The sequence below is a fragment of the Nocardioides maradonensis genome (genome assembly GCF_054777115.1).
Window position 1 is genome coordinate 59861 of sequence record NZ_BAAHAZ010000013.1, and the last position, 25706, is coordinate 85566.

Annotated in this window: 37 protein-coding genes and 1 pseudogene; 26 read left to right on the forward strand and 12 right to left on the reverse strand. The window is 70.3% G+C overall.

What is annotated here, in order from left to right; all coding sequences use genetic code 11:
• Positions 1 to 693: an SRPBCC family protein gene (locus ACYVAQ_RS16235; RefSeq protein WP_460791456.1), complete on the forward strand. Its 693-nt coding sequence runs from the start codon at positions 1 to 3 to the stop codon at positions 691 to 693.
• A 1-nt stretch (position 694) separates the two neighbouring features.
• Here ACYVAQ_RS16235 and ACYVAQ_RS16240 read toward each other — a convergent pair whose 3' ends face one another.
• From ACYVAQ_RS16240 to ACYVAQ_RS16270, 7 genes are all read right to left on the reverse strand, one after another.
• The gene (locus tag ACYVAQ_RS16240; protein WP_460791457.1) at positions 695 to 1438 is read right to left on the reverse strand and encodes a hypothetical protein; all 744 of its coding nucleotides are present in this window, start codon (positions 1436 to 1438) and stop codon (positions 695 to 697) included.
• Positions 1435 to 2331, reverse strand: a complete 897-nt coding sequence (locus tag ACYVAQ_RS16245) for a vWA domain-containing protein (RefSeq protein WP_460791458.1) — start codon at positions 2329 to 2331, stop codon at positions 1435 to 1437. The genes ACYVAQ_RS16240 and ACYVAQ_RS16245 overlap by 4 nt, the downstream gene beginning before the upstream one ends.
• Positions 2328 to 3380 carry a VWA domain-containing protein gene (locus ACYVAQ_RS16250; protein ID WP_460791459.1) on the reverse strand — a complete coding sequence of 351 codons (1053 nt, stop codon included), beginning with the start codon at positions 3378 to 3380 and terminating at the stop codon, positions 2328 to 2330. The genes ACYVAQ_RS16245 and ACYVAQ_RS16250 overlap by 4 nt, the downstream gene beginning before the upstream one ends.
• Complete coding sequence (locus ACYVAQ_RS16255; RefSeq protein ID WP_460791460.1) at positions 3368 to 3862, reverse strand: hypothetical protein; 495 nt, start codon at positions 3860 to 3862, stop codon at positions 3368 to 3370. Before ACYVAQ_RS16255 ends, ACYVAQ_RS16250 begins: the two co-directional genes overlap by 13 nt.
• Positions 3846 to 4742 (reverse strand): DUF58 domain-containing protein, encoded by an 897-nt coding sequence (locus tag ACYVAQ_RS16260; RefSeq protein WP_460791461.1) that lies wholly within the window; start codon positions 4740 to 4742, stop codon positions 3846 to 3848. Before ACYVAQ_RS16260 ends, ACYVAQ_RS16255 begins: the two co-directional genes overlap by 17 nt.
• Positions 4743 to 4749: 7 nt before the next feature.
• Entirely contained in the window at positions 4750 to 5793 is a 1044-nt protein-coding gene (locus ACYVAQ_RS16265) for an AAA family ATPase (RefSeq protein ID WP_460791462.1), read from the reverse strand.
• Positions 5794 to 5875: 82 nt separating this feature from the next.
• Entirely contained in the window at positions 5876 to 6688 is an 813-nt protein-coding gene (locus ACYVAQ_RS16270; protein WP_460791463.1) for an RDD family protein, read from the reverse strand.
• A gap of 32 nt (positions 6689 to 6720) precedes the next feature.
• Here ACYVAQ_RS16270 and ACYVAQ_RS16275 point away from each other — a divergent pair, with 32 nt between their 5' ends.
• Entirely contained in the window at positions 6721 to 7725 is a 1005-nt protein-coding gene (locus tag ACYVAQ_RS16275; RefSeq protein ID WP_460791464.1) for a stage II sporulation protein M, read from the forward strand.
• A gap of 78 nt (positions 7726 to 7803) precedes the next feature.
• Here the strand turns inward: ACYVAQ_RS16275 and ACYVAQ_RS16280 are convergent, their stop codons facing one another.
• The 5 genes from ACYVAQ_RS16280 to ACYVAQ_RS16300 are packed head-to-tail and all read right to left on the reverse strand — an operon-like array spanning position 7804 to position 12750.
• Positions 7804 to 9135, reverse strand: coding sequence for a DUF58 domain-containing protein (locus ACYVAQ_RS16280; RefSeq protein WP_460791465.1), 1332 nt, complete (start codon positions 9133 to 9135; stop codon positions 7804 to 7806).
• A 15-nt stretch (positions 9136 to 9150) separates the two neighbouring features.
• On the reverse strand, positions 9151 to 10101 hold the full coding sequence (locus tag ACYVAQ_RS16285; RefSeq protein ID WP_460791466.1) for an AAA family ATPase: 951 nt from the start codon (positions 10099 to 10101) through the stop codon (positions 9151 to 9153).
• The gene (locus ACYVAQ_RS16290) at positions 10098 to 11267 is read right to left on the reverse strand and encodes a DUF4350 domain-containing protein (protein WP_460791467.1); all 1170 of its coding nucleotides are present in this window, start codon (positions 11265 to 11267) and stop codon (positions 10098 to 10100) included. Before ACYVAQ_RS16290 ends, ACYVAQ_RS16285 begins: the two co-directional genes overlap by 4 nt.
• The gene (locus ACYVAQ_RS16295) at positions 11264 to 11869 is read right to left on the reverse strand and encodes a DUF4129 domain-containing protein (RefSeq protein WP_460791468.1); all 606 of its coding nucleotides are present in this window, start codon (positions 11867 to 11869) and stop codon (positions 11264 to 11266) included. Before ACYVAQ_RS16295 ends, ACYVAQ_RS16290 begins: the two co-directional genes overlap by 4 nt.
• The gene (locus ACYVAQ_RS16300; RefSeq protein WP_460791469.1) at positions 11866 to 12750 is read right to left on the reverse strand and encodes a hypothetical protein; all 885 of its coding nucleotides are present in this window, start codon (positions 12748 to 12750) and stop codon (positions 11866 to 11868) included. The genes ACYVAQ_RS16295 and ACYVAQ_RS16300 overlap by 4 nt, the downstream gene beginning before the upstream one ends.
• A gap of 548 nt (positions 12751 to 13298) precedes the next feature.
• Here ACYVAQ_RS16300 and rpsJ point away from each other — a divergent pair.
• The 24 genes and pseudogenes from rpsJ (at position 13299) to map (ending at position 25702) form a co-directional block, all read left to right on the forward strand.
• Positions 13299 to 13607, forward strand: a complete 309-nt coding sequence (rpsJ, locus tag ACYVAQ_RS16305; protein ID WP_007078637.1) for a 30S ribosomal protein S10 — start codon at positions 13299 to 13301, stop codon at positions 13605 to 13607.
• Positions 13608 to 13624: 17 nt separating this feature from the next.
• Positions 13625 to 14275: a 50S ribosomal protein L3 gene (gene rplC / locus ACYVAQ_RS16310; protein WP_460791470.1), complete on the forward strand. Its 651-nt coding sequence runs from the start codon at positions 13625 to 13627 to the stop codon at positions 14273 to 14275.
• A gap of 5 nt (positions 14276 to 14280) precedes the next feature.
• A pseudogene (rplD, locus tag ACYVAQ_RS16315) lies at positions 14281 to 14889 on the forward strand (50S ribosomal protein L4); the annotation flags it as partial.
• A gap of 8 nt (positions 14890 to 14897) precedes the next feature.
• Positions 14898 to 15203 (forward strand): 50S ribosomal protein L23, encoded by a 306-nt coding sequence (gene rplW / locus ACYVAQ_RS16320; protein ID WP_460791471.1) that lies wholly within the window; start codon positions 14898 to 14900, stop codon positions 15201 to 15203.
• A 29-nt stretch (positions 15204 to 15232) separates the two neighbouring features.
• Complete coding sequence (gene rplB / locus ACYVAQ_RS16325; RefSeq protein ID WP_460791472.1) at positions 15233 to 16069, forward strand: 50S ribosomal protein L2; 837 nt, start codon at positions 15233 to 15235, stop codon at positions 16067 to 16069.
• A 5-nt stretch (positions 16070 to 16074) separates the two neighbouring features.
• The gene (gene rpsS / locus ACYVAQ_RS16330) at positions 16075 to 16356 is read left to right on the forward strand and encodes a 30S ribosomal protein S19 (protein ID WP_460791473.1); all 282 of its coding nucleotides are present in this window, start codon (positions 16075 to 16077) and stop codon (positions 16354 to 16356) included.
• A complete protein-coding gene (gene rplV / locus ACYVAQ_RS16335) occupies positions 16353 to 16760 on the forward strand; it encodes a 50S ribosomal protein L22 (RefSeq protein ID WP_460791474.1) in 408 nt (135 codons plus the stop codon). Before rpsS ends, rplV begins: the two co-directional genes overlap by 4 nt.
• Positions 16760 to 17584: a 30S ribosomal protein S3 gene (rpsC, locus tag ACYVAQ_RS16340; RefSeq protein WP_460791475.1), complete on the forward strand. Its 825-nt coding sequence runs from the start codon at positions 16760 to 16762 to the stop codon at positions 17582 to 17584. Before rplV ends, rpsC begins: the two co-directional genes overlap by 1 nt.
• Positions 17585 to 17587: 3 nt before the next feature.
• Positions 17588 to 18007, forward strand: a complete 420-nt coding sequence (gene rplP, locus ACYVAQ_RS16345) for a 50S ribosomal protein L16 (RefSeq protein WP_460791476.1) — start codon at positions 17588 to 17590, stop codon at positions 18005 to 18007.
• A complete protein-coding gene (rpmC, locus tag ACYVAQ_RS16350; RefSeq protein ID WP_460791477.1) occupies positions 18007 to 18243 on the forward strand; it encodes a 50S ribosomal protein L29 in 237 nt (78 codons plus the stop codon). Before rplP ends, rpmC begins: the two co-directional genes overlap by 1 nt.
• Complete coding sequence (rpsQ, locus tag ACYVAQ_RS16355; RefSeq protein ID WP_460791478.1) at positions 18243 to 18518, forward strand: 30S ribosomal protein S17; 276 nt, start codon at positions 18243 to 18245, stop codon at positions 18516 to 18518. Before rpmC ends, rpsQ begins: the two co-directional genes overlap by 1 nt.
• 66 nt (positions 18519 to 18584) lie before the next feature.
• Positions 18585 to 18953 (forward strand): 50S ribosomal protein L14, encoded by a 369-nt coding sequence (rplN, locus tag ACYVAQ_RS16360; protein WP_460791479.1) that lies wholly within the window; start codon positions 18585 to 18587, stop codon positions 18951 to 18953.
• On the forward strand, positions 18953 to 19327 hold the full coding sequence (rplX, locus tag ACYVAQ_RS16365; protein ID WP_460791480.1) for a 50S ribosomal protein L24: 375 nt from the start codon (positions 18953 to 18955) through the stop codon (positions 19325 to 19327). The genes rplN and rplX overlap by 1 nt, the downstream gene beginning before the upstream one ends.
• Positions 19327 to 19896, forward strand: a complete 570-nt coding sequence (gene rplE / locus ACYVAQ_RS16370) for a 50S ribosomal protein L5 (RefSeq protein WP_460791481.1) — start codon at positions 19327 to 19329, stop codon at positions 19894 to 19896. Before rplX ends, rplE begins: the two co-directional genes overlap by 1 nt.
• Before the next feature lie 9 nt (positions 19897 to 19905).
• A complete protein-coding gene (locus ACYVAQ_RS16375; protein ID WP_011757321.1) occupies positions 19906 to 20091 on the forward strand; it encodes a type Z 30S ribosomal protein S14 in 186 nt (61 codons plus the stop codon).
• Between the two features lie 78 nt (positions 20092 to 20169).
• Positions 20170 to 20574, forward strand: a complete 405-nt coding sequence (rpsH, locus tag ACYVAQ_RS16380) for a 30S ribosomal protein S8 (protein ID WP_460791482.1) — start codon at positions 20170 to 20172, stop codon at positions 20572 to 20574.
• Positions 20575 to 20603: 29 nt separating this feature from the next.
• Positions 20604 to 21143 carry a 50S ribosomal protein L6 gene (rplF, locus tag ACYVAQ_RS16385; protein WP_460791483.1) on the forward strand — a complete coding sequence of 180 codons (540 nt, stop codon included), beginning with the start codon at positions 20604 to 20606 and terminating at the stop codon, positions 21141 to 21143.
• Between the two features lie 2 nt (positions 21144 to 21145).
• Positions 21146 to 21529, forward strand: coding sequence for a 50S ribosomal protein L18 (rplR, locus tag ACYVAQ_RS16390; protein WP_460791484.1), 384 nt, complete (start codon positions 21146 to 21148; stop codon positions 21527 to 21529).
• 25 nt (positions 21530 to 21554) lie between these two features.
• Positions 21555 to 22211: a 30S ribosomal protein S5 gene (gene rpsE, locus ACYVAQ_RS16395; RefSeq protein ID WP_460791485.1), complete on the forward strand. Its 657-nt coding sequence runs from the start codon at positions 21555 to 21557 to the stop codon at positions 22209 to 22211.
• Positions 22211 to 22399 (forward strand): 50S ribosomal protein L30, encoded by a 189-nt coding sequence (rpmD, locus tag ACYVAQ_RS16400; RefSeq protein WP_460791486.1) that lies wholly within the window; start codon positions 22211 to 22213, stop codon positions 22397 to 22399. The genes rpsE and rpmD overlap by 1 nt, the downstream gene beginning before the upstream one ends.
• Before the next feature lie 2 nt (positions 22400 to 22401).
• Complete coding sequence (rplO, locus tag ACYVAQ_RS16405) at positions 22402 to 22842, forward strand: 50S ribosomal protein L15 (protein ID WP_460791487.1); 441 nt, start codon at positions 22402 to 22404, stop codon at positions 22840 to 22842.
• 131 nt (positions 22843 to 22973) lie between these two features.
• Positions 22974 to 24281 carry a preprotein translocase subunit SecY gene (gene secY, locus ACYVAQ_RS16410; protein ID WP_460791488.1) on the forward strand — a complete coding sequence of 436 codons (1308 nt, stop codon included), beginning with the start codon at positions 22974 to 22976 and terminating at the stop codon, positions 24279 to 24281.
• Between the two features lie 6 nt (positions 24282 to 24287).
• Positions 24288 to 24863, forward strand: coding sequence for an adenylate kinase (locus ACYVAQ_RS16415; protein WP_460791489.1), 576 nt, complete (start codon positions 24288 to 24290; stop codon positions 24861 to 24863).
• An 11-nt stretch (positions 24864 to 24874) separates the two neighbouring features.
• Positions 24875 to 25702, forward strand: coding sequence for a type I methionyl aminopeptidase (map, locus tag ACYVAQ_RS16420; protein WP_460791520.1), 828 nt, complete (start codon positions 24875 to 24877; stop codon positions 25700 to 25702).
• Positions 25703 to 25706: the final 4 nt, after the last annotated feature.

Sequence of the window (25706 nt, forward strand, 5' to 3'; positions counted from 1 at the left end):
GTGGAGCTGACCCACTCCTTCGCCGTCCCGTCGTCGGTCGACGCCACCTGGGCGTCGTTCCAGGACATCGCCGCGCTCGCGGAGTGCTTCCCCGGCGCCCAGGTCACCGCCGTGGGCGAGACCGAGGACGGGTCGCCGACCTTCGAGGGCACCTGCAAGGTCAAGCTCGGCCCGATCGCCCTGGTGTACGCCGGCGCCGGCTCGTTCGTCGAGCGCGACGAGCCCGGCCACCGGTTCGTGGTCGAGGCCAAGGGCCGGGACAAGCGCGGCAACGGCACCGCGGGCGCCACGGTCACCGTGACCATGGCGTCCGCGGAGCAGGGCACCCAGGTCGACGTCCGGACCGACCTGGCGATCACCGGCAAGCCCGCCCAATTCGGGCGCGGAGTGATGCAGGACGTGTCGGACAAGCTGCTCGGGCAGTTCGTCGCATGCCTGGAGCAGAAGCTGGCGGCGGAGTCGGGGGTACAGCCGGCAGATGGGGAGTCAGCTCCCGCGGCTGACTCGGTCACACCCTCGGCTCCGTCTTCTCCCGCCTCGTCGTCGCCCGCACCTGCCGCGGGTGACGACGAGGCGCTGGACCTCGGGGCCGCCGTGCTGCCGATCCTGCTGAAGAGCTATGGCAAGCAGGTCGCCGCCGGCCTGGTGGTCGTCCTCGGGCTGGTGCTCCTGCTGCGCCGCCGGCGCCGCTGACTCACCAGCTGGGCTGGTAGCCCGCCCCGCCGTCGCGGTTCTGCTGGTCCTTGCGGTCCCGCAGGCCCTGCTGGTTGAGCTGGTTGAGCCTCCGCTCGCGCTGCCGCTGCTCGCGCTGTTGCTTCTCCCGCTGCCGCTGCTCCTGCTTCTTCTGCCGGGGGGTCTTGTTCTTCTCCTGCTGCTGCTGGCGCTTCCTCTGCTGTTCCTGCTTCTTCTTCTCCTGCTGGTTCTGCTGGGTCTTCTTGTGCAGCCGGTCGTCGACGGCCTTGGCGTCCTTGGTCTGCTGGGCGCCGCGCCCGGAGTCGATCGGGCAGTGGCCGTCCTCGAGCGCGGAGATGCCCGCCCGGTAGGCGTCGTTGGCGGCGTCGAGCCGCTTCGCCCGGGTCGCGGCGTCCCCGATCGCCTCCTCGGCCAGCGCCAGGTTGATCCGGACGGTGCACTCGTCCTGGTGCGGTACGCCGAGACCCAGCGCCTCGCGGTACGCGCGGATCGCGGCGTCGTACTCGCCATCCACGTGCCGGGCGGCGCCGGCGTCGAACGCGGCCAGCCAGTCCTGGAACGGGTTGAGGTGACCGGCGGACCGGTAGTGCCCGGCCGCGTCGAGGTAGTGGCCGTCGTCGTAGGCGTTGTTGCCGGAGTGCTGGACCGCGAGGAACCGCAGCACCATCGCCGCGAACAGCAGCGCGGCGAGCGCGGGCAGGATGCCCGCGAGCAGCAGGACCGTCTTGAGCCGGTCGCGCGTCATCGCAGTGCCCTCCTGGTTCCCCACAACGCCCGCCAGCCGTCGCGCAGCTCCAGCAGCACCAGACCCAGCAGCACCAGGCCGAACACCCAGGTCAGGTCGTGGGCCGCGGTGCTGCCCTCGTCGCTGGAGACGTAGCTGGCCTTGAACGAGTCCGCGATGTCCGCCATCCCACCGGGCCGGTCACGCTGCACGAAGGGCACGCCGAGCTGCTGCGCGAGCGTCCGCAGCGTCGCCGGGTCCTCGTGCGAGATCGCGGTCTGCCCGGTCTTCGGGTCGGTGATCAGGCCCTGGTCGTTCCTGAGGTCGTCGGCATTGGGCATCGGGCCGCCGGCCGGGGTGCCGTAGCCGAGGACCACGCCGCCCTCGACGTACGTCCCGACATCGGCCATCGACGTCATCGGCGTCGGGCTGGTGTTCTCCCCGTCGCTCACGAAGACGACCACCTGGCGTCGGTCCGGGTACTGCTCCTGCGCGGCCTCCAGGACCTGGACCATCTCCTCCTTGGGCCGGTCCATGCTCGACCCGATGCCGGCGGTCGGCTGCTCGAGGGTGAGCGTGTCGACGCCGGCGTCGAAGGCGTTGGCGTCGTCGGTGAACGGCAGCTCGAGTCGCGCGTCGAACCCGAAGGTGAGCAGGGCGAAGCGGGCGCCGGGGAGGTCGTAGGCGAGCTCCTTCAGGTCGCGCCGGACGCCGTCGATGCGGTGCTGGCGGCCGTCGTAGTCCTCGGCGGCCATCGACCGCGTGCGGTCGACCACCACGAGCACCTGCAGGTCGGCGACCTGCGTCGGCACCTTGGCGTGACCGACGCCGGGGTGGATGAGCACCAGGACCAGCGCGACCACGATGCCGATCCGGCGGGCGATCAGGAGGCCGAGCCTCGTCGTGGCGCTCATGCCGGGTCCCGGTCGAGGAGGAAGAACAGGCCCTGCACCAGCCACACGACCACGAGCAGCCCGACGCCGACGCCGGCCAGCACGGTGCCGAGGTGCGGGTCGTCGACGGTCTGGACCAGCGGCGGCTTCGCGATCCGCTTGGCCGCGAGCGCCTCGATGGAGTCGACGACCGCGGGGACGCTGCCGTCCTGTCCGAGCAGCGAGAACGTGCCGCCGGTCGACAGCACGGCGTCCTTGTACTCCGCGAGCGCCACGGGTCGTGCCGCGGTCGTCGGGGCGCAGATGCCGTGCACCACCACGTGGTGCTCCTTGGCGTACGCCGCCGCCTGGGCCAGCGTGAACACGCCCTTGCCGTACGGCTCGTTGTCGGTGGCCAGCACGATCGCGCGGGAGCGGTTCTCGTCGGAGCGGTCGAAGCGCTGGACGCAGGATGCCAGGCCGTCGCCGGCCTGGGAGGCCGCCTTGTCGTTGACCAGCGTCCCCTCGGTGAACTTCTGGTAGGCGTCGGCGAAGACGTCAGCCGACGCGAAGGCCGCCTCGGCCTGGGTGAGCTGGTCGGAGATGAAGGAGTAGTCGTCGGTCAGCGGGAAGACCGTGACGGCCGCGCCACTCCAGATCGTGAGCCCGACCCGGTCACCGTGCAGCCCGTCGACGATCTCCTGGAACTGCTCCAGCACCTGGTGGTCGATGTTGATCATCGAGCCGGACGAGTCCAGGCAGAGCATGATGTCGCGCGAGCTCTCGTCCTGGTTCGTCGTGCGGGTCTCTTGCATCCGGCCGGCCAGGATGACGGCTCCGCTGCACGCGACGAGCGCGGTCAGGCTCAGGGCGGCACCGAGCACCATCCGGCGGCGTACCAGCGCGCGGAAGCGGGGGAGGGCGGCGAGCCGGGTGGCGTGGGCGACGTACGCCGCCGTCCGGGGTGCGCGTCGGCGCCGGTCCAGGGCCCACCAGACCAGCAGCGCGCAGACGAGGACCGTGAGACCCACCACCGCCCACGGCCAGTGCAGGTGGCGATCCGACGCGGTCGCGATGGTCAGCGGCGCCACGTGGACACCAGCCCTCGCGCCTGACCCAGCGCGTGCTCGAACCGGGCCTCCGCCTCGCCCGGGTCGGGGGAGAACTCCGGCGGGTAGACCTCCTCGATGATGTCCGCGAGCGGGCGGGGCGCGCGCAGCCGCAGGTCGGCCAGGGTCATCGTGCGCGCCGGCAGCGGGGTGATCGCCTCGACGTAGGAGCGCACCACCTCGCTGAGCTGCTGGTGGCCGTCGCGCGGCGTCGCCTCGCCGCTGCGGACGGCGGCCTCGATCGCGTCGAGCCGGCCGAGGTGCTGGGTGCGGACGTCGGGCAGGGCCACCGGCTCCGGAGGAGGAGGCGGCGGGGTGCGGGTGAACCAGACGACGCCGAGGTAGTAGGCGCCGACCAGCAGCAGGCCGAGCAGGGCCAGCCAGATCCAGCGGTCCTGGTAGTCGATCGGGCCGTGGAACTCCTTCGGGACCCCCACCAGCACCAGGTCACCGACGGCGCGCATGGCGGTGCCTCTCCAGCAGCCGGAACACGGCGGTGATCGCCGAGTCGGTGTCGCGGACGCGCTCGTGGACGATGCCGAGCTGGTCCAGCCGGCGACGCAGCCCGTCCTCCTCGGCGCCGACCAGGGCGGCGTACTCGGCGTGCAGCCGGCGGTCGCCCTGCACCCAGTCGGGGACCTCGGCGCCGGCGTCGACGTCGTAGAGCGGGCCGCCGGCGCGGGCCAGCGTCGGGTCGAGGTCGCCGATGGTGACGAAGAGGATCTCGTGCTGCACGGCCAGCCGGCGCAGGACGTCGGCGAGCGGGTCGGAGATCGCGACCTCGTCGCTGACGACGAGCAGGATCGTCCGGCGGCGTACGACGCGCGCGGCGTAGTGCAGCACCGCGCCGAGGTCGCTCGCCCCGGACCGCAGGGTGGTGCTGTCGTGGATCGTGGTGAGCAGCCGCTCCAGGTGCACCTCGGTCGAGCCGCGCGGCCGGATGTGCTGCGCGGTCGTGTCGCCGTGGACGAGCGAGACCAGGTCGCCGTGCCGGACCGCCAGGTAGCCCAGCAGGCCGGCCACGAAGATCGCGAGGTCACGCTTCGGCACGGACCGGCCGCCCTCGACCTCGTTGAGCGCCGCCATCGACCGCCCGGTCGAGACGCAGAGGAGCACGGTGTGCTTGCGCTCGGCGACGTACCTCTTCACCAGGAGCTGCCGGCCGCGGGCCGACGCCTTCCAGTCGATGTCCTTCACGTCGTCGCCCCGGACGTACTCGCGCAGGTCGTTGAAGTCCATGCCCCGGCCGACCTGTGCGGCGGCGTACTCGCCCTCGAGCAGTCCCAGCGTCTTGCGGTGGGCGTGGATCGACAGCGGGGCCTTGACCTTCTGCAGGTACGTCATGGCGCGGTCAGGGCGTCGGGACCGTGCGGAAGAGCGCGTCGATGATGGTCTCGGGCGCGACCCGGTCGGCGAGCGCCTCGAAGGACAGGTGCAGCCGGTGGCGCAGCACGCCGTGCCGCAGCTCGCGGATGTCCTCGGGGATCACGTAGTGCCGGCCCTGGACCAGCGCCATCGCGCGCGCCGCCTGGAAGAACGCGATCGACCCGCGCGGGCTCGCGCCGATCTCCACGTAGTTGCCGAGCTCGGGCCCGACGGTCCGGCTGAGGTCGCGCGTCGCGCGGATGACGGTGATGACGTAGCGCTTGATGGCGGGGTCGACGTACACCCGACGGACGAGGTCCTGCAGGTCCGCGACGTCCGCGGTGCTGATCGCGGGGGCGACCTGCGCCATGTGCTGGCCCAGCGTGCCGTCGTCGAAGCGGTCCAGGACCCGCAGCTCCTCGGCCTCCGACGGGTAGTCGACGACCTCCTTGACCAGGAAGCGGTCCATCTGCGCGTGTGGGAGGACGTAGGTGCCCTCCTCCTCGATCGGGTTCTGCGTCGCCAGGACCATGAACGGCTGGGGCAGCGGGTGGATCGTGCCCGCGATCGAGGTCTGCCGCTCCTGCATCGCCTCGAGCAGCGCCGACTGGGTCTTCGCGCTGGCCCGGTTGATCTCGTCGAGGAGCACGAAGTTGGCGTGCACCGGGCCGAGCTGCGTCTCGAACTCGTGCCGGCGCGGGTCGTAGACCTGGGTCCCGATGATGTCGCTGGGCAGCAGGTCGGGCGTGCACTGGATCCGCGAGAAGTGGGCGCTCACCGACCGCGCCAGCGTCGAGGCGGCGAGCGTCTTCGCCAGGCCCGGCACGCTCTCCAGCAGGATGTGGCCCTCGGCCAGCAGGGTGACCAGCAGGGCCGTGCGCACCCGCTCCTGGCCGACGACGCGGCTGCCGAAGGTGGAGGAGACCCGGCCGATCATCTCGGTCGCGCGGGCGACGTCGTCGGGCGTGAGTGGACCGTCCGCCGGGCGCGCACCGCCCGGGTTCGTGGGATCGGGGCGCAGCTGCGTCATCTCGGCCGGTCTCCTCTTCGCGTCTCGGTCGCGGTCTGGTCGGCGACGCGGTGATGGTCGCCGTGCGCGAGTGCCACCAAACCTACTGACGGGGGCCCAGGAGGCGCGCGCGATGCGCGCGGTCGCGGGACAGCCGGCGCAGGTCGCGCTCGCGGCGCTCGGCGATCACGGCCGCCAGCACCAGGTCCGGTGGCGCGTCGGCGGGCGGCGGGGGAGCGACGTACGGCGCGACCCGGGCGAGCAGCTCGGCGGCCACCCGCTGTCGCGCGGCGGGATCGATCGTCTCGCTCCGGGTGAGGAGCTGGCGCGCCGCGAGGGCGACGCCGACGGGCAGCGGCCTGATGTCGGCCCCGCGCGCCCACGCGAGCAGCTGGGGGTGGGCCTGCACCGGCGGCGGCAGGACCAGTGGCTGGCGTTCCCGTACGACGACGGTGCCGGCCGCGAAGTCGCCGAGCCGCTTGCCGCGGGAGCTGACGAGCACGCTGAAGAACGCCGGCACACCGTAGAAGGAGTAGATCTCCACGAAGCCGATGAGCGCGCGCACCAGGGCGTGCTGGAAGCTGATCGCGCCCCCGTCGTCGCGCACGGTGCGCAGGCCCAGCGCGAGGTGGCCCACCGAGCGACCCCGGGTCAGCGTCTCGATCGTGGTCGGCAGCGCGACGAACGCGCCGACGGTGCCGACGACGAGTGCCGCCTGCATCAGGGCGTCGTCGGTGGAGACCGTCGCGGCGAACAGCAGCAGCACCAGGGCGACCAGGACCGCGAAGGTGAGCACCACGTCGATCAGGCCCGACGCCATCCGCAGGCCGACCGAGGCCGGGGGCAGGTCGAGCGCGACCCCCTCGCCGGTGACGAGGTCATCGGCGGTCACGGAGGCGAAGTCCGACAGTGCCATCGGGGCGAACCTATCCCGAATACGCTGAGCCCGTGCCGCGGATCGACCTGGACGCCTACGTCATCGCGCACCGTCCTGCCTGGCTCCAGCTCGAGCAGCTCGTCAAGCAGCGCCCGCGGACCGGGCCGGACGCCGACCGGCTGGTCGACCTGTACCAGGAGGTCGCGACCGACCTGTCCGTCGTACGCACCTCGGCGCCGGACGCCACCGTCATCGCCTACCTCTCCTCCCTGCTCGGCCGGGCGCGGATCGCGATGCTCGCCTCGCGGGTGCCGCGCTGGCGCGAGGTGGGGCGCTTCTTCACCGAGCGCTTCCCGGCGGCCCTCTACCGGCTGCGCTGGTGGTGGCTCGGCACCCTCGTCGCCAACGTCGTCGTCACCGCCGTGATGATGCTGTGGCTCCTCGACCACCCGCGCGTCGAGCAGAGCCTGCTGTCGAAGGAGCAGGTGGACCAGCTCGTCAACCACGAGTTCACCGGCTACTACAGCGCCGACGCCGCGAGCTCCTTCGCGACCCACGTCTGGCTCAACAACTCCTGGGTCGCCGCGCTCTGCATCGCATTCGGGATCCTCGGGTTCCCCATCGTGCTGCTGCTGTTCAACAACATCGCGAACCTCGCGGTGATCGGATCGATCATGACGCGGCACGACCGGGCCGGTCTGTTCTGGGGGATGATCCTGCCGCACGGGATGCTCGAGCTGACCGCCGTCTTCGTCGCCGCCGGCACCGGCCTCCAGCTGTTCTGGTCGTGGATCGCGCCGGGCGACGTCGCGCGCAGCACCGCGATCGCCCGCGCCGGCCGCTCCGCGATCACCGTGTCGATGGGGCTGGTTGCCGTCCTCGCCGTGAGCGGCGCCATCGAGGCCTTCGTGACCCCCTCCGGCCTGCCCACCTGGGCCCGCATCGCCATCGGCCTGCTCGCCGAGACCGTCTTCTTCCTCTACGTCTTCATGGTCGGCCGGGCCGCGGCGCGGCGAGGTGTCACGGGCGACCTCTCCGCCGACCAGCTCGAGGACCGGGTCGCCACCCAAGGCTGACCCCCACCGCGAGTTCAGGCTTGTGGTCGACCGAATCGGTGGTTTCGGTCGACCACAAGCCTGAACTCGCGGATCGGGTCAGAGGCGGCCCGCGGCCTTGAGCGCCAGGTAGTGGTCGGCGAGCACGGGTGGGAGGTGCTCGGCGTCCGCCTCGACGATGTCCACCCCGAGCCCGCGCAGCGCGGCGGCGATCCGCTCGCGGGCCTCGAGCTCTCGGGACGCGGCCGCGGCGTCGTACACCTGCTCGGCGGTGACGGAGGGCGACGACAGGTCGGTGAGCCGGGTGAGCTCGGGGTCGCGCACGGACGCGATCACCACGTGGTGGTGGCGCAGCAGGGCCGGCAGGACCGGCAGTAGCCCCTCGGCGATGGCGGACGGTTCCAGGGGCGTGAGCAGGCAGAGCAGGGCCCGGTGCCGGCCGAGGCCCTGGACGGCGCCGGCCAGCGCGTCCCAGTCCGCCTCGACGAGCGTCGGGTCGAGGGTGGCCATGGCGTCCTGCAGCCGGGCCACGATGTCGCGCGCGCCCGCCAGTCGCTCGCGCGATCGCACCTGGCGGTCACCGGCCACGAAGTCGACGCGGTCCCCGGCTCGTGACGCGAGGGCGGCCAGGAGCAGGGCGGCGTCCATCGCGGCATCCAGCCGCGGGACCGCGGCCGTGGCCGTGTCGGCGTCGACGCCGCTGCCGACCCGCCCGGCCGACGTACGTCCGGTGTCGAGGACCAGCACGACCCGGCGGTCGCGCTCCGGCTGCCAGGTGCGTACGACGACGTGGGTGCTCCGCGCCGACGCACGCCAGTCGATCGAGCGTACGTCGTCTCCGCGGACGTACTCGCGCAGCGAGTCGAACTCGGTCCCGGCGCCCCGCACCCGGACCGCCGCCCGACCGTCCAGCTCGCGGAGCCGGGCCAGCCGGGACGGCAGGTGCTTGCGCGCGCCGAACGGCGGCAGGGCACGGACCGACCCGGGCACGTCGTACGTCCGCTGCCGGGCGGCGAGACCCAACGGACCCCACGACCTCACGGTGACGCCGGCGGCGCGCAGGTCGCCGCGACGGCGGGGGAGCAGGGGCGTGACGAGCGCGCGCTCCTCACCCGCCGCGAGCGAGACGCGGTGCCGGTTGTCGCGAGGTCCCGCGGTCGGCTGCCAGGCGTCCCGCACCTGCAGGCGCACCCGCCGGCGCGATCCGTTGCCGACCACCAGCCGCGAGGAGGCCGGGTCGCCGAGCCGCACCGACCCCACCTCGCCGCGACGCAGCGTGACCGTCCGTGGGCTCCGCGCCAGCCACAGGTCCACCAGCGTGAACGCCACGACGACGAGCGTCCAGAGCGTCACCGTCCCGGCGGTCGGGCGGAGGACGACCGCCACCACCCCCAGCAGGAGCAGCAGCGGAACGCGACCGGAGATGGCCATCGGGACCAGCCGGGATCAGCGGGGGACCGGGACGGATCCGAGCGCCGACGCGAGCACCTGCGCGACGCCGACCCCCTCGAGCTCGGCCTCGGGCCGCAGCCCGATCCGGTGCGCGAGCGTGGCGTTGGCCAGCGCCTTCACGTCGTCCGGGGTGACGAAGTCGCGGCCGGACAGCCACGCCCACGCCCGCGCCGCGTGCAGCAGCGCGGTGGCGCCGCGCGGGCTCACCCCGAAGAGCACCGAGGGCAGCGCCCGCGTCGCCCGCGCGATGTCGACGATGTACGCCGCCACGTCGGCCGCCACCTGCACCTCCCCGACCGCGGCCCGGGCGGCGGCGAGGTCGTCGGCGGACGCGACCGCCGTGACCCCGGCCGCCGCGACGTCGCGCGGGTCGAACCCGGCGGCGTGCCGCTCGAGGATCGCGACCTCGTCCTCGCGGGGCGGGATCGGCAGCACCACCTTGAGCAGGAAGCGGTCGAGCTGGGCCTCGGGCAGCGGGTAGGTGCCCTCCTGCTCGACCGGGTTCTGGGTGGCGGCGACGAGGAACGGCCGCGGCAGCGGGCGGGTCACCCCGTCGGCCGACACCTGCCCCTCCTCCATGGCCTCGAGCAGCGCCGACTGCGTCTTCGGCGGGGTCCGGTTGATCTCGTCGGCGAGCAGCAGGTTCGTGAACACCGGCCCCTCGCGGAAGGACAGCTCGCGGGTTGTGCCGTCGATGACGAGCGAGCCGGTGATGTCGCCGGGCATCAGGTCGGGCGTGAACTGCACGCGCCGGGTCTGGACCTGCAGGCTCGCCGCGAGGCTGCGCACCAGCAGCGTCTTGGCGGTGCCGGGCACGCCCTCGAGCAGCACGTGCCCGCCGCACAGCAGCGCGACCAGCAGCCCGGACACGGCCGCGTCCTGCCCGACGACGGCCTTGGCCACCTCCGCCCGGACGGCCAGCAGTCGCTCACGGGGGTCGGTCATCGGCGTACCTCTCGTTCGATGCGCTCGAGCTCCTCGGCCAGGCCGATGAGCTCCTTGTCGGTGGTGGGCACTCGCCCGCGGGTGGTCAGGATCCCGGCGACGTACGCCGTGGGGAGGTCCAGCCGGGTCGCGACCTCGGCGGCGACCTCGTCCTCGCCCAGAGACGGGTCGAGGCGCAGCGAGCGCACGACCGCCCGCTGCGTAGCCCGGCGCAGGATGCGGGCGGCATGCGCCCGGTCGCCGGTACGTCGGTACAGCCGGCCCCGGCTGTACGCCGTCTCCGCGGCCCGGACCACCGCCGGCAGCGGCTCGACGCTCAGCGGGCCGAGCCGCCGGCCGCGCCACAGCAGCAGCCCGATCACCGCGATCGCGACGAGGGCCAGCGACGGCCCGAGCCACCGTGGCAGCAGCGACGCGCTCGCCAGCTCGTGCGGCGCGGCGTCCGCCGCGGTGGGGACGTACCAGATCAGCCGCGACCGCTGCCCGAGCAGCCGCAGGGCGATGGCGGCGTCGTCGGACCGCAGCACCTGGTCGTTCGTCAGCGCCTCACCCGCCCCGAACAGCAGGACGCCCCGGTCGCGCACGAGTACCGAGCGGTGCGGACCGCCGAAGCACCCCGCCCCGCGGTAGGTGACGGCCCCGTCGACGGTCAGCCGCAACCCCTCGAGAGGTACGCCGACGCCGGCCGCGCACGTCGCGGGGATCCCCGCGCCGCCGACCGGGACGGCCTGCTGCCGCGGGTCGAACCACCGCACGGTGCGCTGGTCCGGGTCGACCACGACCACGTCCGCGCCGGCCGCCGCGTGCAGCAGCCGCTGGACGGTGCTGGGCACCAGCTCGTCGGTGCTGGTCACGACCACGGTCGCGTCCGGGCCGGGCCGGAGGTGCTCGAGGTCGGCCGCCGAGCGGGCGATCCGCACGTCGACGCCCTGACCGCTCAGCACCCGCGCGACGGCCCGGGCGCCGTTGCTCGCCGGGTTCTCCGGGTCCAGGTCGCCCGGGTGGGCGACGTGGCCGCGCTGCAGCCAGAGGGTGAGGCCGACCGACACCAGCACGGCGGCCGCGACGAGGAACGTCCACCGGTTCGGCCGCCACCCACGCCGACCGGCCGCCGGCGTCGCCACGGTGGTGGCCATCGCGCCGGTCGCCATCGCGCTGGTCGTCATCGCGCCACCGCCCGGCCGGCGAGACGCTGGTCGAGGAGGAGCACCCCGGCGGCCTGGTTGCGGGTGGCCGGGTGGTCGCCGTAGAGGACCGCGTCGAAGAGGTCGGCCGCGGCGTCGACCGCGTCGTCACCCCGTCCCGCAGCGGCGATGGCGCGCGCGATCTCGTGGGCCGTGGCCTGCGGGACGTCCTCGATCGTCCCCCGCTCGACCTGTCGCCGGGCGAGCGCCCGGTAGGCGTCGACGAGCGCGTCGTCGTACCGCCCGGCGGCGAGGTGCGCCTCGGCGCGGTCCCGGAGCTCGGCGGCAGTGGTGGTGCGATCGGTCAGCACGGCCCGGTCGGCCGCGGACGAGCGGGCGCTGCGGCGCGCCCGCGACGCCACGAGCAGCACCGCGACCAGCAGCGCCACGACCACCACGACGGCAGCGAGGGTGGTGAGCAGCGGCACGTGGCTGACCGCGCCCGTCGTGTGCCGGATCAGCCGCTCCAACCAGCGCAGGATCCGGTCGGGCAGGTCCGAGCGCAGGTACTCGGGCTTCGCGAGCTCCTCACGCAGCAGCGAGCGTGCCTGGTCCCCGGTCGGGTCGAGCGGCGGACCGCTCATCGGTCGAGCAGCCCTGCCTCGCGCATCAGCTCCACGTCGTACCCCTCCTTGCGGATGCGCTGGTCGAGGTACTGCAGAGCGGCGACCGCTCCCTTGAACGGAGCCGTGAACGCGTTCGAGGTCACCGTGGCGAGCGCGTACATGATCGAGAGGATCAGCAGGGCATGGGTGGGGGAGACGGCCATCATCACCTCGCCCACGATGTTGATCGGGGTGGCGATCATCCCGCCGGCGAACCCGGCCACGACCGCCGTGAGCAGGGCGATGCCGAACACCCGCCAGAACTGGGACCGGGTCAGGGCCGCCGCGCGACCCATCGCGCCGAAGACGCCGACCGGCTCGAGCACGAGGGCCGTGCTGGCCAGGCAGATTACGCGCGTCCAGAGCACGACCATCCCGACGAGGAGGCTGATCCCGACCACGATGCCCACCAGGACGGTGACGAGGGCGTCGTGGGTGGTCACCCCGACCACCGCGACGGCGCCGACGGCGAGGGCTGCCACGGCGACCGTGCCGAGGCCGAGCAGCAGCGCGAGCCCGACCAGCCGCCAGCGCTTGCCGTGCGTCGCGGTCCAGGCCTCGCCCAGGGTGAGGCGGCGGCCGACGGCGGCCGCGTGCGTGACGTGGGCGACCATGCCCGTCACGAAGATCAGACCGATCTGGCTGCCGTAGAGCCCGACGACCAGCGACACGATGCTCACGACGTCACCTGCGGTGACCGACGGATGGGCGGCTCCCGGGTCGAAGGTCGTGCCGAGGGACAGGGCCACGGCGCTGCTGACGAGGACCGGGATGAGCATGAAGAAGGCGCACACCAGGACGGTGGCGCCGATCGTCGCCTTCGGGTTGTAGCGGATGATCCGGAACGCCCCGTCGTACATCGCCCCCAGGTTCAACGGCCGCAGAGGTACGGCGCCCGGCCGGTGCACGGCGCCGGCGAACCCAGGCCTCGGGACACCGGGCGGCAGCGGGGCCCAGGACGTGGCCGGACCCGCTGGGGCGGACGGGGCGTACGGGGCTGGTGGGGCCAGCGGTTGGCTCGTGGGAGGGGGAAAACCTCCCGGTGGCGGGAAGTCCCGACCCTCCGTCATCCGAACCCTCCCGCGATTTGGCGCACCCCTCGGCGTTCTGCCAAGATATCCAGGTTGCTCCGGCGTGGGTCGCTGGGGTGCGTCAACCTTGACTACTGAATCGTGTCTCCGCTCGCGGCGAGCTTTCGCTGCGACGAGCGTGCTCAGTGTCTCTGCGCGGCGCTCCGGGTGACCCGATCAGTTCCCGAACCCTACGGGTGCGGGACGGCCCGCAACAGCAGTTCCCGGCGATCCTCGGATCGTCGCGTGCCTCGCCCAGTGCGACACGCCCGACCTCGGGGGTCGGAGGGAAGCCCACAGATTCCGGTTGGTACGACGAGTAAGGACGAGAGAGACCTATGGCGGGACAGAAGATCCGCATCAGGCTCAAGGCCTATGACCACGAGGTGATCGACACCTCGGCGCGCAAGATCGTTGACACGGTCACCCGTACGGGCGCGAAGGTCGCCGGTCCGGTGCCGCTGCCCACGGAGAAGAACGTCTTCTGCGTCATCCGCTCGCCGCACAAGTACAAGGACTCGCGCGAGCACTTCGAGATGCGTACGCACAAGCGCCTCATCGACATCATCGACCCCACGCCGAAGACCGTCGACAGCCTCATGCGGCTCGACCTGCCGGCTGGTGTCGACATCGAGATCAAGCTCTGAGCCTGAGGTAGATGGACATGACTTTCGAACGCAACGTCAAGGGCCTGGTCGGCACCAAGCTCGGCATGACCCAGGTCTGGGACGAGAACAACCGCGTCGTCCCGGTGACCGTCGTCGCCGCGCCGACCAACGTCGTCACGCAGGTCCGCCAGCCCGAGCCGGACGGCTACAACGCCATCCAGATCGGCTACGGCGAGATCGAGGGCCGCAAGGTCAACAAGCCGCAGGCCGGCCACTTCGCCAAGGCCGGCACCACGCCGCGCCGTCACCTGGTCGAGATCCGTACCGCCGACGCGTCGACGTACGAGATCGGCCAGGAGCTGCCCGTCGACACCTTCGAGGTGGGCGAGGCCATCGACGTCACCGGCACCAGCAAGGGCAAGGGCTTCGCCGGCACGATGAAGCGTCACGGCTTCGCCGGCGTCAGCGCCTCCCACGGTGCCCACCGCAACCACCGCAAGCCGGGTTCCATCGGCGCCTGCGCGACCCCCGGTCGCGTCTTCAAGGGCCTCCGCATGGCCGGTCGGATGGGTACGGACACCGTCACCACCCAGAACGTCACCGTGCACGCGGTCGACGTGGAGAAGGGCCTCATCCTGCTCAAGGGCGCCGTCCCCGGCCCCAAGGGTGGCGTGATCGTCCTCCGCACGGCTGCGAAGAAGGGCTGATCACCATGGCTGCCAAGACTGTCGCTGTCGAGTTCCCCGCCGAGATCTTCGACGTCGAGCTCAACGTCCCCCTGATCCACCAGGTCGTCGTGGCCCAGCAGGCCGCTGCGCGCCAGGGCACGCACGCCACCAAGACCCGCGGCGAGGTCCGCGGTGGTGGCAAGAAGCCCTACAAGCAGAAGGGCACCGGTCGCGCCCGCCAGGGCTCGACCCGCGCCCCGCAGTTCGCCGGCGGTGGCACGGTCCACGGCCCGCAGCCGCGTGACTACAGCCAGCGCACGCCCAAGAAGATGAAGGCCGCCGCCCTCAAGGGCGCGCTGTCCGACCGGGCCCGCAACGAGCGCATCCACGTCGTCGAGTCCCTCGTCGCCGGCGACAAGCCGTCGACCAAGGCCGCGCTGGCCGCTCTGCTCGAGCTGACCACCCGCCGCAAGTTCCTCGTCGTGCTCGAGCGCAACGACGTCGTCACCTGGCTCTCGCTGCGCAATGCGCCCGAGGTCCACCTGGTGGCCGTCGACCAGCTGAACACCTACGACGTGCTCGCCAGCGACGACGTGGTCTTCTCCAAGGCCGCCTACGACGCCTTCGTCGCCGGCACCGAGTCCACCAAGGAGGGCGACAAGTGAGCACCCTGCACAAGGACCACCGCGACATCCTGCTCGCGCCGGTCGTGTCCGAGAAGAGCTACAGCCTCCTCGACGCGAACAAGTACACCTTCCTGGTGCACCCGGACGCGAACAAGACCGAGATCAAGATCGCGGTCGAGAAGGTCTTCAACGTCAAGGTCACCTCGGTGAACACCCTCAACCGCCCGGGCAAGACCCGCCGGACCCGCACCGGCGAGGGCAAGCGCAAGGACACCAAGCGCGCCATCGTCAGCCTGGCCGAGGGTCACCGCATCGACATCTTCGGAGGTCCGGTCGCCTGACCGGGTCTTGAGTAAGGACTGATCGAACAATGGCTATTCGCAAGTACAAGCCGACCACCCCGGGCCGTCGCGGCTCCTCGGTGGCCGACTTCGTCGAGATCACCCGGACCACGCCGGAGAAGTCGCTGACCCGCCCGCTGCCGAAGACCGGCGGTCGCAACAACCAGGGCCGGATCACCACCCGGCACATCGGTGGCGGCCACAAGCGTGCCTACCGCGTCATCGACTTCCGTCGCTACGACAAGGACGGCGTGCCGGCCAAGGTCGCTCACATCGAGTACGACCCCAACCGCACCGCGCGCATCGCGCTGCTGCACTACGCCGACGGCGAGAAGCGCTACATCATCGCGCCGAAGGGCATCGAGCAGGGCACGGTCGTGGAGTCGGGTGTCACCGCCGACATCAAGCCGGGCAACAACCTGCCGCTGCGCAACATCCCTGTCGGTTCGACCATCCACTGCGTCGAGCTGCGTCCGGGTGGCGGCGCCAAGCTGGCCCGCTCGGCCGGCAACAGCGCCCAGCTGGTCGCCCGTGAGGGCAGCCGCGCCACGCTGCGTCTGCCGTCCGGCGAGATGCGGTACGTCGACGTCCGCTGCCGCGCCACGATCGGCGAGGTCGGCAACGCCGAGCAGTCGAACATCAACTGGGGCAAGGCCGGCCGCATGCGGTGGAAGGGCGTCCGCCCGACCGTCCGCGGTGTCGTCATGAACCCGGTCGACCACCCGCACGGTGGTGGTGAGGGCAAGACCTCTGGTGGTCGCCACCCGGTCAGCCCGTGGGGCAAGCCCGAGGGTCGCACGCGCAAGCGCAAGGCCTCGGACTCCCAGATCATCCGTCGTCGCAAGTCCGGCAAGGGTAGGAAGTAACTGACATGCCTCGCAGCCTGAAGAAGGGCCCCTTCATCGACGGCCACCTCCTCAAGAAGGTGGACGCCGAGAACGAGAAGGGCACCCACAACGTCATCAAGACCTGGTCGCGTCGGTCGATGATCATCCCCTCGATGATCGGTCACACCATCGCCGTCCACGACGGCCGCAAGCACGTCCCGGTCTTCGTGTCCGACTCGATGGTCGGCCACAAGCTCGGCGAGTTCGCGCCGACCCGCACCTACAAGGGTCACGTCAAGGAAGACCGGAAGGGACGTCGTCGATGACCACCTCCGAGCGCAGCAACATCAGCCACCGCCGGGAGCGCCTGCTGGGTGACCAGCCGGGTGCCTTCGCGGTCGCCCGCTACCAGCGCATCACCCCGATGAAGGCCCGCCGGGTCGTGGACATGGTCCGCGGCCTGCCCGTGGACGAGGCCCTGACGCTCCTGCAGTTCGCGCCGCAGGCTGCTTCGGACACCGTCTACAAGGTCCTGGAGAGCGCCGTCGCCAACGCGGAGACCACCGAGGGTCTCAACGCTGCCGACCTGATCGTCTCCGCCGCTCTCGTCGACGAGGGTCCGACCATGAAGCGGTGGCGTCCGCGTGCGCAGGGCCGGGCCACCCGGATCAACAAGCGCACCAGCCACATCACGCTGGTCGTCGCGCCGGCCGCTAAGAAGGTGAAGTAATGGGTCAGAAGATCAACCCGAACGGCTTCCGCCTCGGCATCTCGACCGACCACAAGTCGCGTTGGTACGCCGACAAGCTCTACAAGTCGTACGTCGGCGAGGACGTCGCCATCCGCAAGCTGCTCTCCAAGGGCATGGAGCGGGCCGGCATCGCCAAGGTCGAGATCGAGCGCACCCGTGACCGCGTGCGGGTCGACATCCACACGGCGCGTCCGGGCATCGTCATCGGTCGCCGTGGCGCCGAGGCCGACCGCATCCGTGGCGAGCTCGAGAAGCTCACCGGCAAGCAGGTCCAGCTGAACATCCTCGAGGTCAAGAACCCCGAGATCGACGCTCAGCTCGTCGCCCAGGGTGTCGCCGAGCAGCTGTCCGGCCGCGTCCAGTTCCGCCGCGCGATGCGCAAGGCCATGCAGACCTCGATGCGTTCGGGTGCCAAGGGCATCCGGATCCAGTGCTCGGGTCGCCTCAACGGCGCCGAGATGTCGCGCACCGAGTTCTACCGCGAGGGCCGCGTCCCGCTGCACACGCTGCGTGCCGACATCGACTACGGCTTCTACGAGGCCCGCACCACCTTCGGCCGCATCGGCGTGAAGGTGTGGATCTACAAGGGTGAGGTCGCCGGCTCGCGTGCCGAGCGCCAGGCCCAGCAGGCTGCGCGCGCCGGTGTCCCCGGCCGCAGCGGCCGTCCGTCCCGTGGTGGCGAGCGTGGGGGCGACCGCCCGAGCCGTGGCTCGCGCGGTGGTCGCACCGAGGCTCCCGCCGCCGAGGCTCCGCTCACCGAGTCGGTCGCCTCGGAGACCGCAGCACCGAACCAGGAGAGCTGACCCATGTTGATGCCGCGTCGCGTCAAGCACCGCAAGCAGCACCACCCCAAGCGTCGGGGTGTTGCGAAGGGTGGCACCTCGCTCGCGTTCGGTGACTTCGGGATCCAGGCCATCGAGGGCCACTACGTCACCAACCGCCAGATCGAGTCCGCTCGTATCGCCATGACCCGCCACATCAAGCGTGGCGGCAAGGTCTGGATCAACATCTACCCGGACCGCCCGCTCACGAAGAAGCCCGCCGAGACCCGCATGGGTTCCGGTAAGGGTTCGCCGGAGTGGTGGGTCGCCAACGTCAAGCCGGGCCGCGTCATGTTCGAGCTGTCCGGTGTCCCGGAGGACGTCGCCCGCGAGGCGATGCGTCGGGCCATCCACAAGCTGCCCATGAAGTGCCGCTTCATCACCCGAGAGGCCGGTGAGTTCTGATGAGCAACGCCGTTCACGCTCACGAGCTCGACGAGCTCAACGACGTCGACCTCGAGGCCAAGCTGCGCGAGGCCAAGGAGGAGCTGTTCAACCTGCGCTTCCAGGCCGCCACCGGTCAGCTGGAGAGCCACGGCCGGCTCCGCACGGTCAAGAAGGACATCGCCCGCATCTACACCGTGGTCCGTGAGCGCGAGCTCGGGATCCGGACCGCGCCGGGTGCCGAGGAGGAGAACTGATGACTGAGTCCACCGAGACCGTCGACCGCAACTTCCGCAAGACCCGCGAGGGTCTGGTCGTGAGCGACAAGATGGACAAGACCGTGGTCGTGTCCGTCGAGGACCGCGTCAAGCACGCGCTCTACGGCAAGGTCATGCGCCGCAACACGCGGCTCAAGGCCCACGACGAGCAGAACGAGTGTGGCATCGGCGACCGCGTCCTGATCATGGAGACCCGGCCGCTGTCCGCCACCAAGCGCTGGCGCGTCGTCGAGATCCTCGAGCGCGCCAAGTAATTCCCGTTCGGCCAGGCTCACCGCGCAGCGACGCGTTGAGAACCGGCACGACAACCAGGAGAAGAAATGATTCAGCAGGAGTCGCGACTCAAGGTCGCCGACAACACGGGTGCCAAGGAGATCCTCTGCATCCGTGTGCTCGGCGGCTCCGGTCGTCGCTACGCCGGTATCGGTGACATCATCGTCGCCACCGTCAAGGACGCGATCCCGGGCGGCAACGTCAAGAAGGGTGACGTCGTCAAGGCGGTCGTCGTCCGCACCGTCAAGGAGCGCCGTCGTCCGGACGGTTCCTACATCAAGTTCGACGAGAACGCTGCGGTGATCCTCAAGAACGACGGCGAGCCGCGCGGCACCCGCATCTTCGGCCCGGTGGGTCGCGAGCTGCGTGACAAGAAGTTCATGAAGATCATCTCGCTCGCGCCGGAGGTGCTGTGATGACCGACCGCAACAAGCCCAACCTGAAGATCAAGAAGGGCGACACCGTCAAGGTGATCGCGGGCAAGGACAAGGGCGCCGAGGGCAAGGTCATCAAGGTCATCCGCGAGGAAGAGCGCGTGATCGTCGAGGGCGTCAACCGGATCAAGAAGCACACCAAGGTCCTCGACCAGGGTGGCCGCGCCGGTGTCACCGGCGGCATCATCACCACCGAGGCTCCGATCCACGTGTCCAACGTGATGCTGCTCGAGGACGGCAAGCCCGTCCGCGTCGGCTTCAAGCGCGTGGACGTCACCAAGCGTCGCCCCGACGGCTCCGAGTACTCCTCGAGCCGGAGCGTGCGTGTCTCCCGCAAGACCGGGAAGGAAATCTGATGAGCGAGTCCACCATCGAGAAGGTGACCCCGCGGCTCAAGACGAAGTACCGCGAGGAGATCCTCCCGGCGCTGCGCGACGAGTTCGAGATCGCCAACGTCATGCAGGTCCCCGGCCTGACCAAGATCGTGGTCAACATGGGTGTCGGCGAGGCGGCTCGTGACTCGAAGCTGATCGAGGGCGCCATCAAGGACCTCACCGCGATCACCGGCCAGAAGCCGGCCGTGACCAAGGCCCGCAAGTCGATCGCCCAGTTCAAGCTGCGTGAGGGCATGCCGATCGGCACGCACGTCACGCTGCGTGGCGACCGGATGTGGGAGTTCCTCGACCGGCTGCTGTCCCTGGCGCTGCCGCGCATCCGCGACTTCCGGGGCCTCTCGCCCAAGCAGTTCGACGGTCGTGGCAACTACACCTTCGGCCTGACCGAGCAGGTCATGTTCCACGAGATCGACCAGGACAAGGTCGACCGTCAGCGGGGCATGGACATCACGATCGTCACCACGGCCACCAACGACGAGCAGGGACGGGCGCTTCTCAAGCAGCTTGGCTTCCCGTTCGCGGAGAAGTGAGGAACTGACATGGCGAAGACCGCGCTCAAGGTCAAGGCAGCCCGCAAGCCGAAGTTCGCGGTGCGTGGCTACACGCGCTGCCAGCGGTGTGGCCGTCCGAAGGCCGTCTACAGGAAGTTCGGCCTGTGCCGCATCTGCCTGCGCGAGATGGCTCACCGCGGCGAGCTGCCCGGCGTCACCAAGTCCTCCTGGTGACCAGGATCTACCACCACAACAGCTGAAGGTCCGCGCCGCCGCGAGCGGTCGGAAACCACAGCAGAAGGAACACACATCATGACGATGACTGACCCGATCGCAGACATGCTCACGCGTCTGCGCAACGCCAACCAGGCGTACCACGACACGGTCGCGATGCCGCACAGCAAGCTCAAGCAGGGTGTTGCGGAGATCCTCAAGCAGGAGGGCTACATCACCTCCTTCGAGGTCGCGGACAACGAGAACGGTGTCGGCAAGACGCTGACCATCACGCTCAAGTACGGCCGCAGCCGTGAGCGCTCCATCGCCGGCGTCCGCCGGATCAGCAAGCCCGGTCTGCGCGTGTACGCCAAGCACACCGGCCTGCCCAAGGTGCTCGGCGGCCTCGGCGTCGCGATCATCTCGACCAGCCAGGGCCTGCTCACCGACCGCCAGGCGAACCAGAAGGGCGTGGGTGGGGAAGTCCTCGCCTACGTCTGGTGACCCGGAACCACTGAGGAAGGAGAGAGAACATGTCGCGCATTGGCAAGCTCCCCGTCCCGGTTCCGGCCGGCGTGGATGTCCAGATCGAGGGTCCGGTCGTGACCGTCAAGGGCCCTAAGGGCTCGCTGACGCACACCGTCGCCGCTCCGATCACCGTCGTGAAGGGTGAGGGCGTCCTGGACGTCAACCGCCCCGACGACGAGCGTGTGTCGAAGTCGCTGCACGGTCTGTCGCGCACCCTGATCAATAACATGGTCGTGGGCGTCACCGAGGGCTACGAGAAGAAGCTCGAGATCGTCGGTGTCGGTTACCGCGTGCTCCCCAAGAGCCCGGTCCAGCTGGAGTTCCAGCTCGGTTACTCGCACCCGATCATCTTCGATGCCCCCGAGGGCATCACGTTCACCACGGACGGGCCGACCAAGCTCGGCGTCGTGGGTATCGACAAGCAGCTGGTCGGCGAGGTCGCCGCGAACATCCGCAAGCTGCGCAAGCCCGAGCCGTACAAGGGCAAGGGTGTCCGGTACGCCGGCGAGAACGTCCGCAAGAAGGTCGGAAAGGCTGGTAAGTGATCATGGCCATCACGCTCAAGCACCAGCGGAACCTGTCCAAGCGCGCCAGCTCCAAGCTGCGTCGCCAGATCCGGGGCCGCAAGAAGATCAACGGCACCGCCGAGCGTCCGCGCCTGGTCGTCACCCGTTCGACCAAGCACATCAGCGTCCAGGTCGTCGACGACCTGGTCGGCAAGACGCTCGCGTCGGCGTCGACCATGGAGGGCGAGCTGCGCTCCTTCAGCGGCGACAAGACCGCCAAGGCCAAGAAGGTCGGCGAGCTCGTCGCCGAGCGGGCCAAGGCAGCGGGCGTCGAGTCCGTGGTCTTCGACCGTGCCGGAAACAAGTACCACGGTCGCATCGCGGCCCTGGCTGACGCCGCCCGTGAGGGCGGCCTGAGCTTCTGATCGCGAAGAGGACCAAGGAGTCATCATGAGTGAGACCCAGCAGCGCGGACAGCGCGCGGGCGGCGAGCGCGGCCAGCGCGGTGGCCGTGGCGGTCGTGACGACCGTCGCGGTGGCGCCGAGAAGAGCCAGTACGTCGAGCGCGTCGTCGCGATCAACCGTGTCGCCAAGGTCGTGAAGGGTGGTCGTCGCTTCAGCTTCACCGCCCTCGTGATCGTCGGCGATGGCGACGGCCTGGTCGGCGTCGGCTACGGCAAGGCCAAGGAGGTGCCGGCCGCGATCGCCAAGGGTGTCGAGGAGGCGAAGAAGAACTTCTTCCGCGTCCCCCGCATCCAGGGCACGATCCCGCACCCGGTCCAGGGTGAGAAGGCCGCCGGTGTGGTCTTCCTGCGCCCGGCCGCCCCCGGTACCGGTGTCATCGCCGGTGGTCCGGTGCGCGCCGTGCTCGAGTGCGCCGGCATCCACGACGTCCTCAGCAAGTCGCTGGGCTCGTCGAACCAGATCAACATCGTCCACGCCACCGTCGAGGCCCTGAAGATGCTGGAGCAGCCCGAGGCTGTCGCCGCGCGTCGTGGCCTCCCGGTCGAGGACGTCGCCCCCGCTGCTCTGCTCAAGGCCAAGGCCCTGGGCGAGGAAGAGGCGAAGACCAAGGCCGCTGAGGCCACCGAGGCGGTGTCGGTCTGATGGCACAGCTGAAGGTCCAGCAGACCAAGTCGACGATCGGCGCGAAGGCCAACCAGCGCGAGACCATGCGCACGCTCGGCCTCAAGCGCATCGGCGACGTCGTGATCAAGGAAGACCGTCCCGAGATCCGGGGCATGGTGAACACCGTTCGTCACCTGGTGACGTTCGAGGTTGTCGGAGGCGAGTGACCATGACTCTCAAGCTTCACCACCTCCGCCCGGCGGAGGGTGCGAAGAAGGCCAAGACCCGTGTGGGTCGCGGTGAGGGCTCGAAGGGTAAGACCGCGGGCCGAGGCACCAAGGGCACCAAGGCGCGCTACCAGGTTCCGGTGGCGTTCGAGGGTGGCCAGATGCCGCTGCACATGCGCCTTCCCAAGCTGAAGGGCTTCAAGAACCCCTTCAAGGTGACCTACCAGGTCGTCAACCTCGACCGGATCAGCAAGCTCTTCCCGGAGGGCGGCGACGTCACCCCGGAGACGCTGGTGGCGCGCGGCGCCGTCCGCAAGGGCGAGCCGGTCAAGGTCCTCGGCCAGGGTGACCTGACCGTCAAGGTCGCGGTGAGCGCTCAGGCGTTCTCCGGTGCGGCCAAGGAGAAGATCGAGGGCGCCGGCGGGACCGTCACGGTCCTGTGAGACGTCTGTGAGAAGAGCGCGGCGCGGCCTGTTCGCAGGCGGCCGCGCTCTTCCCGTCTCCACCGCAAGGTGCCCTGTTAGGCTTCCCAGCGGCCAGTCTCCCGACTGGCTATTTCGATGAGAGGACCCGAGTGCTCACCGCGTTCCTGAACGCATTCCGGACCCCGGATCTGCGACGCAAGCTGCTGTTCGTGCTCGGCATCATCGTCGTCTTCCGCGCCGGATCGCAGATCCCGGCACCGGGGGTCGACGTCGGCAACGTCCACGCCTGCGTGGACCAGGCGACGCATGGCGCCAACGCCAGCCTCTACAGCCTGGTGAACCTTTTCTCCGGTGGTGCGCTGCTGCAGCTCACCATCTTCGCGCTCGGGATCATGCCGTACATCACCGCGAGCATCATCCTGCAGCTGCTGGTCGTGGTCATCCCGCGCCTGGAGGCCCTCAAGAAGGAGGGCCAGGCCGGTCAGACGAAGATCACCCAGTACACCCGCTACCTCACGCTCGGCCTCGCCGTGCTGCAGGCGACCGGCATCGTCGCGCTCGCCCGCTCCGGCAACCTGCTCGCGGGCTGCAGCCAGCCGCTGCTGCACAACAACGACTCGACCAAGACGTTCCTCGTGCTGGTCGTGACGATGACGGCCGGCACGGCCGTGATCATGTGGCTCGGTGAGCTCATCACCGAGCGCGGCATCGGCAACGGCATGTCGATCCTCATCTTCACCCAGGTCGTCGCGACCTTCCCCGCCTCGATCTGGCAGGTGCAGAAGACGAACGGCTGGTGGACCTTCGCCGTCGTCATCCTGATCGGCATGGTGATCGTCGCGGCGGTCATCTTCATCGAGCAGGCCCAGCGCCGGATCCCCGTGCAGTACGCGCGTCGGATGGTCGGGCGCAAGATGTTCGGCGGCTCCTCGACGTACATCCCGCTCAAGGTCAACCAGGCCGGTGTCATCCCGGTCATCTTCGCGTCGTCGCTGCTCTACCTGCCGGCGATGATCGTCCAGTTCAACCAGAACAGCAGCGCGGCCTGGGTCACCTGGCTCAACAAGTACTTCGTCAACCAGTCGCACCCGCTGCACATGGCGGCGTACTTCCTGCTGATCATCTTCTTCACCTACTTCTACGTCTCGATCACCTTCGACCCCGCAGAGGTGTCGGACAACATGAAGAAGTACGGCGGCTTCATCCCCGGGATCCGGGCGGGCAAGCCGACTCAGGACTACCTGTCCTACGTCCTTTCCCGCATCACGCTGCCGGGTGCTCTCTACCTCGGGTTGATCTCGCTCATCCCGATCATCGCGTTCGTCCTGATCGGTGCGAACTCGAACTTCCCCTTCGGCGGTACCTCCATCCTGATCATGGTGGGTGTCGCGCTGGACACGGTGAAGCAGATCGAGAGCCAGCTCCAGCAGCGCAACTACGAAGGATTCTTGAGGTAGCACGCGATGAGACTTCTGCTCATGGGCCCGCCGGGCGCCGGCAAGGGCACGCAGGCCAAGGGCGTTGCCGAGCACTTCGGCATCCCGGCGATCTCCACCGGCGACATCTTCCGGGCCAACGTCTCGCAGGGGACGCCGCTGGGCATCGAGGCCAAGTCCTACATGGACAAGGGTGAGTACGTCCCGGACTCGGTCACGAACCTGATGGTGCGCAACCGCATCGACGAGCCCGACGCCGAGCCCGGCTTCCTGCTGGACGGCTACCCGCGCACCCTCGCGCAGGTCGAGGAGCTCGACGGCATGATCAAGCACACCGGGCACCAGCTCGACGCGGTCGTGGTCATCACCGCCGACCAGGACGAGCTCGTGGCGCGGCTGCTGCAGCGGGCGCAGATCGAGGGTCGCGCCGACGACACCGAAGAGGTCATCCGGCGTCGCCAGGAGCTGTACGTCGAGGAGACCGAGCCGCTGATCGCCGTCTACAAGGCGCGCGGTCTGGTGCACGAGGTCGACGGCATGGGCGAGGTCCAGGACGTCACCAAGCGCATCTTCGACGCGCTCGACGTCGTCCCGCAGAGCTGAGCGTTTTGTCGCTGCTCGGCTCGCGTCGGATCGAGGTCAAGACGCCGGAGCAGGTGCGCCTCATGAGGCGCGCCGGCCTGGTCGTCGGTCGGACGCTGGAGGTCCTCCGCGAGGCCGCGGTCGCCGGTGTGAGCACCGCCGACCTCGACCGGCTCGCGGAGGACACCATCCGCGGCGCCGGCGCCGTACCCTCCTTCCTGGGGTACGGCGAGCCGCCGTTCCCCGCCACGATCTGCACCTCGGTCAACGACGAGGTCGTGCACGGCATCCCCGGCGCCCGGGTGCTCGCCGATGGTGACGTCGTCTCGATCGACTGCGGTGCCATCGTGGACGGGTGGCACGGTGACGCCGCGATCACGGTCCCGGTCGGGACCGTCCGTCCGGAGGTCGCCGAGCTGCTGCACGTCACCGCGGAGTCGCTCTGGGCCGGCCTCGCGGCCGCGCGTGACGGCGGTCGGGTCACCGACATCTCCGCAGCCGTGGAGCAGTCGGTGCGCAGCCACGGCGGCTACGGGATCGTCGAGGACTACACCGGCCACGGCATCGGCACCCAGATGCACATGGAGCCCGACGTGCCCAACTACGGCCGAGCGGGGCGAGGCCCGCGCCTCAAGCCGGGCGTGGCACTGGCCGTCGAGCCCATGATCACGCTCGGCGGCAAGCACACCGACGTGGCTGAGGACGACTGGACCGTCGTCACCAGCGACGGCTCGTGGGCCGCCCACTTCGAGCACACCTTCGCCCTGACCGAGCGCGGCGTCTGGGTGCTGACCGCGCTCGACGGCGGCGAGGAGCGGCTGACCGCCCTCGGCGTGGCCTTCGGTGGCGAGGCAGACTGACTGC